Source organism: Azotobacter armeniacus, assembly GCF_054779355.1.
This window is the reverse complement of record NZ_BAAGYK010000014.1, coordinates 66,388-75,264: the sequence shown is the minus strand read 5'-3', so window position 1 is coordinate 75,264 and position 8,877 is coordinate 66,388. Positions and strand designations below refer to the sequence as shown.

Here is an 8,877-nt window from a genome sequence, read left to right as displayed (position 1 = left end):
ATGGCCAGGCGTCGCATCTGGTCCTGAGTTTCTCGAGAGAGCTTTCGGGCATCGATCTTTTTCATGTCCCTTTATATCGTGAATTTGATTGCCGCGTTAATAAGCCCTGCCCCTCCTCTGCAACCCCCTGCGGTGTCTGGTGATTCGTGAAAACCATCCTTTTGTCGAACTCTGACAGACGCTGACGCCAGGACAGCCCAACGTGAAAAGCAGTGCAGAAAATCCGTTCACCGAAACACAGTCTGCATAACCAGCCATGTTCTCGACTAACGAACTCTAATTCCGTCTTATGTTTGTTCGTTTTTGGTTCCGTTGCACCCCAAACCCCAGCAACGGCTTTGACTCTACACCACCGCCGAACTGGAACAGGTGCTGCAGCGCATGGCGTGGCGCAGCAGGCCACGCAGCTCTTCCTGCCGGGGCAGCCGCTGCTCTGCGTGGTAGGTCTGCTGCGTCGCGGCGAGCCGCTCGCCCGGATGCTTGGCGAACGTCTGCGGCCTCTGCTCGGGTTGGCCGAACTGCCGGTTATCCCCCTACGGGTCAAGCGCTACGTGGACGATCTGAGTCTGCTGCACCGCGACACCCTGCTGGAGGAAAACCCGGCCCTGCCCAGCCTGAAACTGGCCGGCACGCTGCTGCTTCTAGTCGATGACGTGCTCTATGGCGGCCATTCGCTGCTGCGTAGCTGCGCCTACCTGAACCGCCTGGATGCCGACGCGATTCGCACAGCGGTGCTGGTCGACCACTGCGTGAGCAGCCAGCCGGTGCATGCCGATATCTGCGAGGTTCGCTTGCAAATCGCGCTGGGAGACATCATCGACTGCCACGTGCCGCCCTACGAAGCGGAGTTCTGCATCGAGCTGCGCTGCAGGAGAGGGTTTGCCGACTGGCTCAGCCGGTCAGATGCTGGAGAAACCACTGGCCGGCCAGCCGCTCCACCTCCTCCAGAGTTCCCGGCTCCTCGAACAGGTGGGTAGCACCCGACACCACCGCCAGTTCGTGCAGGCACTGCAGCCGCTCGGCAGCCTGCTGGTTCAGCGCGAGGACCTCGCTGTCCAGCTCGCCGACGATGAACAGCGAGGGTGCGCGCACCTTGTCCAGCACGTCGGCTGCCAGGTCGACGCGCCCACCACGGGAGACCACCGCGGCGATATCGACCGGGCGCGCGGCAGCGGCGATCAGCGCGGCTGCCGCGCCAGTGCTGGCACCGAACAGGCCGAGCCGCAAGTCGCGCAGTTCGACGTTGGCGCGCAACTGGTCGACCACTCCGCTCAGCCGCTCGCCAAGCAGTGGGATGTCGAAACGAAACTGGCGGGTGAGCTCGTCGACGGGCTCCTCCTCCGCTGTGAGCAGGTCGAACAGCAGGGTGGCCATCCCCAGACCGTTGAAGAAGCGCGCGACGCTACGGTTACGCGGACTGTGCCGGCTGCTGCCGCTGCCATGCACGAACACCACAAGCCCCTGCGCGTCCTCCGGAGCGATCAGATCGCCATGCAGCCTGACCTTGCCCAAGGGGAAACGCATCGGATGCGGTACAACAGGACTCTTCATGCTTGTCTTTCTCCATCTTTCTTTTTGTCTGACCATGCTTGTCGCAGCAACTCCTGCACCTCACGATCGGAAGTCTGGCTGAAATCGCGGTACCAGTAGCCGATCGCGCTGAGCTCCTGCGGCGTATACAGGCAGATTACCCGATCTGCCTGGCGGCGTAGCTGGGCGACTGTTTCCGGCGCACCGACGGGCACAGCGACGATCACGCTCGCTGCCCCCAGCAACTTCACCGCCTTGATGGCAGCGCGCATGGTGGCACCGGTCGCCAGTCCGTCGTCGATCAGGATCACCGGCCGCTCCCGTAACGATGGTAGTGGCCGCTCCCCGCGATAGACACGCTCGCGACGCTGCAGCTCATGAATTTCTCGCTCGGCGACGAGGTCGATGGTGACCGGCGGAACATGGGCATAATGGACGATGTCCTCGTTCATCACCCGCACCCCGCCGCTGGCGATGGCGCCCATTGCCAGCTCCGGGTGGCCCGGCAGGCCGAGCTTGCGCACCACCAGGATGTCCAGCTCCAGCCCCAGGCGGTTGGCCACCTCGTAGGCCACCGGCACCCCGCCACGCGGCAGGGCCAGCACCAGGGCATCCGCCCAGGGGCCTTCCGAGGCCAGGTGTTCGGCCAGGGCCCGACCGGCCTGGACCCGGTCGGGAAAGGGAATGTTCAGGCTCATTTGCACGGCTCCGCTGCACTTCTCTATGCTTTGAGTCTGGCTCAATAAATCCGCGCCAGGGATAGACAGGCGGAAATCGCGACGGATAGCCGAACCCCTACTGCAGCGAGGCTGCTGTCATGGACAAGTATCGTCAGAGTCAACGCGATCAACTGTTCAAACCCGAACTCCACGATCCCTATCTCAGGCACTGGCATGCGCACGGGGATGCGCTCTGTCCGGAGTGCGGGGTTTCCTACCAGGAGGGACGCTGGTCCTGGCGGGCTCTGGACGACGCCGAACACGCCGAGCGGACCACCTGCCCGGCCTGCCGGCGCATCGCCGACCAGGCCCCGGCCGGCAACCTGACCCTGGCCGGCAGCTTCGTCAGGGAGCACAGCGACGAGATCTGCAACCTGCTGCGCAACACCGAGACGTTGGAGAAGCAGGAGCATCCCCTAGAGCGGCTAATGACCATCGGCGACGATCCTGAAGGCCTAGTGGTGACGACCACCGGCATACACCTGGCGAACCGCCTGGGGCACGCCCTGGAGGCGGCCTTCAAGGGACATGCCGACTACAAGTACAGCGACGACCAGAGCCTGGTGAGGATCCGCTGGGAACGCAACTGAACCACAGACTACCGCGCCGACTCAGCAGGGCCGGCGCATCCTCATCCTAGGCGAGCAGATCGAGATAGCGGTCGTAGCGATAGACCGGCCCCTCCAGACAGGCCGAGCTGCGCCCGACATAACAATGTCCGCAACGGCCCATGCCGCACTCCAGGCGCCGTTCGATGGACAGCCAGATGCCCGTTTCCGGCATACCGTGCGCCAGGCAGAGTTCGGCGATGCCCTGCATCATCGACTCCGGACCGCAGCAAAGCATGGTCTCTGGAATCTGGCTGGCGAGCAGGGTCTGCAGAGGCTCCAGCGGGTTACAACCGACTCGCCCATCTTCCCTTCGCTCAAGGGTTTCGATGAGCTGCAGATTGCCCCGCCACTGTGCGCGCTCCCGGGCCAGAACCTGATGGTTTGGGCTGCGCGCCCCGTAGACGAGCGTCAGGGCATCCTGTCGACCGCCCCGGATCAGCGCCTCGATCAGCCCGGCCAGCGCCGCCAGGCCGCTGCCGCCGGCGACCGCCAGCACCCGCCTGGCACCCGACAGTTCCGGCCAGCCGGTGCCGAAGGGACCGCGATAGCCCAGCCGTGCGCCAGGCGCCAGCCTGAATAGAGCGGAACTCACCGCGCCCTCGTTGCGAATCAGCGCGGAAAGGCGCCCCTGCCAGTCCGGCGGGCGGACGTAGCTGAAGGGCACCTCGCCTACGCCCGGCACTGACAGCATAAAGAACTGTCCGGGCATGACAGCCTGATCGCCGGGCCGAGGCGAATTGAGGGCGAAGCTGAAATGCCGGGCTTCCTCGCCCTCGTCATGGAACTCGAGCAACTGCATGGGCCGCGGAACCAGGCTGACCATAATTATCCAATCCTCTGCATGAGCCGATGCACGCCGCAGCCGGCAGGCACGGAAGCGCCGCAGCCGGCTGGCGCGAGCGGCGTCCGGTCAGGCGATGTACGGCCATCCACCAGCGACAGGCATGGCCGAGGGAATACTATCCTTTCCCTACAGAGCACTGTCCGGCATTTCGTCGCCTGCCCTGGGCAGGAAATAGAATTCGGCCGGGCATGTGCTTGACTATGGTGCTGCTGCACTCTTCCCATCATCGAAGTGGAGGAAACAACCATGGCTCAAGCAGATCAAAACGTCCCCGTCCCCAGGGAGCAACAGTCCCGCCAGCCCAGTGCTTCTTTCGTTGACCCCTGGCGTCCGCTGAGCAACCTGCGCCGGCAGATCAACCATTTGATGGAGGATTTCGATCGCATGTCGTCGCCGTTCTGGCCGGTTGGCCGCAGCGGCTTCGAAATGGAGCCCTTCGGCCGGGGCGCAGCGGGAATGGGCATGCCCGCGGTGGACATCGTCGAGCAGGATAAGGCCATCCTCATCACGGCTGAACTGCCCGGCATGGATGAGCAGAACATCGAGCTCAAGCTGTGCAACGGCAACCTGATGCTCAAGGGCGAGAAGAAAAGCGAGCGGGAAGAGAGTGGCAGGGGCCGCTACCTCTCCGAGCGCAGCTATGGCTCCTTCCAGCGCAACTTCGCCCTGCCGGACAGCATCGATGCCGACAATATCGATGCCCGCTTCGACAAGGGCGTGCTGACCATCACCCTGCCGAAACGGCCCGAAGCGCAGCAGCCAGAGAAAGTCATCGATATCAAGCGCGGGGAGGCGACTACCCAGGAAGGCCAGGAAGGGCAGGAAGGCCAGACAACAACCCATTGATCGAGCCGATCCGAGCCGCGATTCCAATCGTATGATCGAAGCCCCTGGGGCGCACGGGATGCTTGGTGCCGCACAAGGCCGCAATCATCGACGGCGCCTCAGCCAAAGCCCTCGGCGGCCGCGCAACCAGGACGCTGCTTATCCTTCCTTTTGCACCCACTGATTGGATGGTCACGCGCTAGCAAGCGCGAACCAGCCACTAAGCCCGCCTCTCACTCCGGCAGGCGGGACTCCTGGGATTTGGGCTCGGGCAGCTCGGTCATGGTCGCCTCGGTCAACAGCAGGATGCTGGCGACCGACACCGCATTTTCCAGAGCCACACGCACCACCTTGGTGGGATCGATGATGCCGGCCTCGAACATGTCGACATAGCGGTTCTGCGCCGCGTCGAAGCCAACGTTGCCCTGCTCGGCGAGCAGCCGGGCAACCACCACGCCGTCGTCCACCGCGGAGTTTTCAGCGATGATCCGCACTGGCATTTCCAAGGCACGGCGCAGGATCTGCAGGCCGGTGCGCTCATCGCCCTCGACCTGAGCCTCCTCTTCGAGCAGGGCCGGCACCGCGCGCAGCAGCGCCAAGCCGCCGCCGGGCACCATGCCTTCGGCGATCGCCGCCTTGGTCGAGGAGATGGCATCGTCCAGGGCGTCCTTGCGAGCCTTCATCTCGGCCTCGGTCGGCGCCCCGGCGCGAATCACCGCCACGCCGCCGGCGAGCTTGGCCAGCCGCTCCTGCAGCTTCTCGCGATCGTAATCGCTGCTGGTCTTGTCGATCTGGGTGCGGATCTGCTTCATTCGCGCCTCGAGTGCCGCCGCATTGCCGGCGCCGCCGATCAGGGTGGTGCTTTCCTTGTCGATCACCACGCGCTGGGTACGGCCGAGCTGGGCCAGGGTGGTGTCCGCCAGACTGCGCCCCAGGTCGCGGCTGATCACCTCGCCGCCGGTCAGCACGGCAATGTCCTCCAGCATGTCCTTGCGCCGGTCGCCGAACCCCGGCGCCTTGACCGCCACCGCATGCAGTACGCCGCGGATGTGATTGAGGATCAGCGTGGCCAGGGCTTCGCCCTCCATGTCCTCGGCGATGAACAGCAGCGGCCGGCCGGTCTTGGCGACCTCCTCCAGCAGGGGGATGAGGTCCTGCAGCAGGCTGACCTTCTGTTCGCAGAGCAGGACGAAGGCATCTTCCAGCACCACCTGCATCTTCTCGGGGTCGGTGACGAAGTACGGCGACACGTAGCCACGCTCGAACTGCATGCCCTCGACCACCTCGAGGATGGTCTCGGTGGTCTTCGACTCCTCGACGGTGATCACGCCCTCGCCGCCGACCTTCTCCATGGCCTCGGCCACCAGTTCGCCGATCTGCTCGTCGTTGTGCGCGGAGATGCTCGCCACCTGGGCCTGCTCCTTGCGGGTCAGCACCGGCCGCGACTGCCCGTGCAGAGCACCGATCGCCACCCGCAGGCCGCGGTCGATACCACGCTTGAGGTCGATGCCGCTGGCACCGGCGACCACGTTGCGCACCCCGTCGGCGAAAATCGCCTGGGCCAGCACGGTGGCGGTGCTGGTGCCGTCGCCGACGCTCTCGCCGGTGCGCTCGGCAGCCTGGCGCAGCATGGCCGCGCCGAGGTTTTCCTCAGGGTCCTCCAGGTCTACCTGCTTGGCGATGGTCACGCCGTCGTTGCAGACCGTGGGCGTGCCCCACTGGTGCTGGATCAGCACCGACTTGGATTTCGGCCCCAGGGTCACGCGCACTGCATCGGCCAGATGGGTCGCCCCCAGCAGGACCTTCTCGCGCGCGGCGTTGCGAAACAGAATTCTAGTCTTCGCCATGCTTCATCTCCTGTGGTGTTCGGGTTCGCAGACACCCTCCGGATGAACCACCAGCACACTGCAGGGCAGACGGTAGAGCAACGCCTCGCTGGTACTGCCGAGAATCTCCAATTCGAACGACTTGCGCAGGCTGCTGCCCAGCACCACCACGTCGATCTCGCGGCGGCTGGCGTAATCGGTAAGGGTCGGTACCGGCGGGCCGATCAGGAAATGCCGCTGCTTGTCCGGTACGCCGTGGCGATCGGCGAGCAGCCGGAACGCTTCCTGGGCCGTGCTCTTCATTTTTGCCCCGAGATTGCCCAGCCAGGGCAGGTTGAGCGTAGCGCTGCCGAATGGCTGATCGCCCTGGGCGTTGCAGGCATGCAGCAGGTGCAGCTCGGCGCTGCACTGCAGGGCAAGATCGCCTGCCGCGCGGACGATCCGATCGTTGAACTCGCTGGCCCCATCGGTGTGAACAAAGGGGTCGACCGCCGCCGCCACCTTGAGTGGCACCGGGTTGTGCGCATCGGTCACCAGATGCAGCGGCACGGGGCAGCGGCGCAGTAGCTGCCAGTCCAGCGGCGTGACGAAGGCGCGCATGACCGCCGACTCCGGACGCACGTCCTTGATCAGCAGGTCCACCGGCATTTCCCGCACATGGGTAATGATTTCCTCCGCCGGACGCTTGGTCCAGACCACCTCGCTGGTCACCTGCAGCCCCTGGCTGCGCAGGATCGAGGCCTCCTCCTCCAGCCACTCGCGATGCCCGGCCAGATAGCTGTCCACGGCCTGCTGCATCCCTTCCGGGCTGAACCGGCCGACTGCCGCCAGGATTTCCACATGGGTGAATAGAGCCATGTGCAGGGTGGCGCCGCTGACCTTGGCCAGAGCAACGGCCCGCTCGAAGGCCGGCGTTCGGCACATGTCCGGGGTGACGACCAGGAACAGGTGTTGAAACTGGCTCATGGGGAAACCCTCCGGAGGGTGACAGGCCATGTTTTCATATTAGTAGGCCTGCCATGAAACACCGGAGGGCGGCTGCGCGGCGCGCTACCGGGGCAGAATTCTCCGTTGCACGGCCTGCAGGAGCTGCCCGAGCGCCATTTCCAATTCCCCGCTATTGTCGATGACGACGGCATCCGCCGGCCGCTCTGCCGACAGCCAACGGGCGCGCTCGACCCGTGCGGCGATCTCCTGCGGCGTCTCCCGGCCACGGGCGCTCAGGCGCTGCTGCAACAGCTCGGGGTCGACCTGCAGCAGCAGTGGCACCAGACGCTCGCCATAGCGCAGCCGGGCCTGCTCCAGATGGGCCCGCGAGCCGTTGACCAGCACATCCAGCCCCAGCTCCAGCCAGCGATCGATTTCCAGGCCGATACCATAGCGGTAACCATTGGCGCTCCAGTGCAGGGCGAAGGTACCGAGTTCCAGCCGCTGCTGGAACTCTGCTTCGCTCAGCCACAGGTGGTTCTCCCCCTGCAACTCGGGCGGACGGGTGATATAGCGCGAGGCGATCAGGCAGGAACGCTTGCCGAGCGGTTCGCGACCACGGAGCAGCAGGGAGTCCTTTCCGGCCCCCGATGGCCCCATCAGGTAGAACAGCCGGCTGTGCATGCTCATTCCTCCCTCTCGCCGCACTGGCGAACCGATGTGCCGAGGCGTTCCGGCAGAATCATTGAAATCATGGCGTCATTCCGAAAAACGATTGAGTTTTGTCAAGGGATTGTTTGCTCTTGATAGTTAATATGAAGGCAGGTTGTCCCTTGCGAATATAGTGATTGCCATCATTGAAGCCATTGGCTAGCATCTCGCCCGCATGTGATCGCGGTTCAATGATTTCAGCCGACCGGCTTAGGAACAAGAGTATTCACATCATAGGGATCGATATCCCTCGCAAGGAGGCGAATGCATGTTTTATCGCACCCCATTTGCAAACCAGGCAGCCGTCAGGGGCAGCCTGCTCTCCATGTTGCTGCTACTGGGTAGTCCCCAGGCCCAGGCAGAGGAGATCACCGGCCAGGTGATCGAAGTCCTCGATGGCGACACCCTCAGCCTGCTCACTTCCGATGACTGGCAGATTCACGTCCGACTGGCCGGCATCGACGCTCCCGACCTCACCCAGCCCTACAACGACAAGGCCCGGCAGACGCTTTCCAACCTGGCGCTCGGCAAGCGCGCCACCCTGCAAGTACAGGCACGCGACCTGGCCGGGCGCAGCGTCGCCCAGATGTTCATCGAAGGGCTGGATGTCAATCGCGAGATGGTCAGGCGCGGCGCGGCCTGGGTTGCCCAGGACCATGCCGCTCCAGCAGCCGACCTGCTGCCCGTCGAGGCCGAGGCCAAGCGGGAACGCCGGGGGCTCTGGGCCCAGCCCAAGAAGGATATAGTGCCGCCATGGGTCTGGAGCAAAAGCAAACGCCAGCCCCTGCAGACGGTGGTATCAAGCTGTGCCGGACATTCCGGCGCGCCGAACTGCCCCATGCGCCGACTGAACTGGCTAGTGCCAGACGAACAGCAGCACTGAA

10 protein-coding genes are annotated in these 8,877 nt (G+C 64.4%); 4 read left to right on the top strand and 6 right to left on the bottom strand.

Going from position 1 to position 8,877, the window contains the following annotated elements; all coding sequences use genetic code 11:
- The first annotated feature begins 386 nt into the window (after positions 1-386).
- The gene (locus ACYVD0_RS03735; protein ID WP_460425547.1) at positions 387-977 is read left to right on the top strand and encodes a phosphoribosyltransferase family protein; all 591 of its coding nucleotides are present in this window, start codon (positions 387-389) and stop codon (positions 975-977) included.
- Here the strand turns inward: ACYVD0_RS03735 and ACYVD0_RS03730 are convergent.
- Both ACYVD0_RS03730 and ACYVD0_RS03725 read right to left on the bottom strand, forming a co-directional pair.
- Entirely contained in the window at positions 892-1,524 is a 633-nt protein-coding gene (locus ACYVD0_RS03730) for a dienelactone hydrolase family protein (RefSeq protein WP_460425553.1), read from the bottom strand. The genes ACYVD0_RS03735 and ACYVD0_RS03730 overlap by 86 nt on opposite strands.
- A 23-nt stretch (positions 1,525-1,547) precedes the next feature.
- Positions 1,548-2,228 carry a phosphoribosyltransferase gene (locus ACYVD0_RS03725; protein ID WP_460425546.1) on the bottom strand — a complete coding sequence of 227 codons (681 nt, stop codon included), beginning with the start codon at positions 2,226-2,228 and terminating at the stop codon, positions 1,548-1,550.
- A gap of 119 nt (positions 2,229-2,347) precedes the next feature.
- Here ACYVD0_RS03725 and ACYVD0_RS03720 point away from each other — a divergent pair, with 119 nt between their 5' ends.
- On the top strand, positions 2,348-2,839 hold the full coding sequence (locus ACYVD0_RS03720) for a BCAM0308 family protein (RefSeq protein ID WP_460425545.1): 492 nt from the start codon (positions 2,348-2,350) through the stop codon (positions 2,837-2,839).
- A gap of 46 nt (positions 2,840-2,885) precedes the next feature.
- Here ACYVD0_RS03720 and ACYVD0_RS03715 read toward each other — a convergent pair whose 3' ends face one another.
- On the bottom strand, positions 2,886-3,683 hold the full coding sequence (locus tag ACYVD0_RS03715; RefSeq protein WP_460425544.1) for an FAD/NAD(P)-binding protein: 798 nt from the start codon (positions 3,681-3,683) through the stop codon (positions 2,886-2,888).
- A gap of 267 nt (positions 3,684-3,950) precedes the next feature.
- Here ACYVD0_RS03715 and ACYVD0_RS03710 point away from each other — a divergent pair, with 267 nt between their 5' ends.
- Positions 3,951-4,550: an Hsp20/alpha crystallin family protein gene (locus tag ACYVD0_RS03710; RefSeq protein ID WP_460425543.1), complete on the top strand. Its 600-nt coding sequence runs from the start codon at positions 3,951-3,953 to the stop codon at positions 4,548-4,550.
- A gap of 212 nt (positions 4,551-4,762) precedes the next feature.
- On the opposite strand, the gene groL is transcribed toward ACYVD0_RS03710, so the two are convergent.
- From groL to phnN, 3 genes are all read right to left on the bottom strand, one after another.
- Positions 4,763-6,376 carry a chaperonin GroEL gene (gene groL / locus ACYVD0_RS03705; RefSeq protein WP_460425542.1) on the bottom strand — a complete coding sequence of 538 codons (1,614 nt, stop codon included), beginning with the start codon at positions 6,374-6,376 and terminating at the stop codon, positions 4,763-4,765.
- A 3-nt stretch (positions 6,377-6,379) separates the two neighbouring features.
- A complete protein-coding gene (locus tag ACYVD0_RS03700; protein WP_460425541.1) occupies positions 6,380-7,321 on the bottom strand; it encodes a universal stress protein in 942 nt (313 codons plus the stop codon).
- Positions 7,322-7,405: 84 nt separating this feature from the next.
- A complete protein-coding gene (gene phnN / locus ACYVD0_RS03695) occupies positions 7,406-7,972 on the bottom strand; it encodes a ribose 1,5-bisphosphokinase (RefSeq protein ID WP_460425540.1) in 567 nt (188 codons plus the stop codon).
- Positions 7,973-8,261: 289 nt separating this feature from the next.
- Here phnN and ACYVD0_RS03690 point away from each other — a divergent pair, with 289 nt between their 5' ends.
- The gene (locus tag ACYVD0_RS03690) at positions 8,262-8,876 is read left to right on the top strand and encodes a thermonuclease family protein (protein WP_460425539.1); all 615 of its coding nucleotides are present in this window, start codon (positions 8,262-8,264) and stop codon (positions 8,874-8,876) included.
- The last annotated feature ends 1 nt before the right edge of the window (position 8,877 follow it).

Bases quoted from the DNA above. Each gene is read 5' to 3' on its own strand.
- ACYVD0_RS03730 (WP_460425553.1), bottom strand. From the start codon at position 1,524: ATGCGTTTCCCCTTGGGCAAGGTCAGGCTGCATGGCGATCTGATCGCT.
- ACYVD0_RS03725 (WP_460425546.1), bottom strand. From the start codon at position 2,228: ATGAGCCTGAACATTCCCTTTCCCGACCGGGTCCAGGCCGGTCGGGCC.
- ACYVD0_RS03720 (WP_460425545.1), top strand. From the start codon at position 2,348: ATGGACAAGTATCGTCAGAGTCAACGCGATCAACTGTTCAAACCCGAA.
- ACYVD0_RS03715 (WP_460425544.1), bottom strand. From the start codon at position 3,683: ATGGTCAGCCTGGTTCCGCGGCCCATGCAGTTGCTCGAGTTCCATGAC.
- ACYVD0_RS03710 (WP_460425543.1), top strand. From the start codon at position 3,951: ATGGCTCAAGCAGATCAAAACGTCCCCGTCCCCAGGGAGCAACAGTCC.
- groL (WP_460425542.1), bottom strand. From the start codon at position 6,376: ATGGCGAAGACTAGAATTCTGTTTCGCAACGCCGCGCGCGAGAAGGTC.
- ACYVD0_RS03700 (WP_460425541.1), bottom strand. From the start codon at position 7,321: ATGAGCCAGTTTCAACACCTGTTCCTGGTCGTCACCCCGGACATGTGC.
- phnN (WP_460425540.1), bottom strand. From the start codon at position 7,972: ATGAGCATGCACAGCCGGCTGTTCTACCTGATGGGGCCATCGGGGGCC.
- ACYVD0_RS03690 (WP_460425539.1), top strand. From the start codon at position 8,262: ATGTTTTATCGCACCCCATTTGCAAACCAGGCAGCCGTCAGGGGCAGC.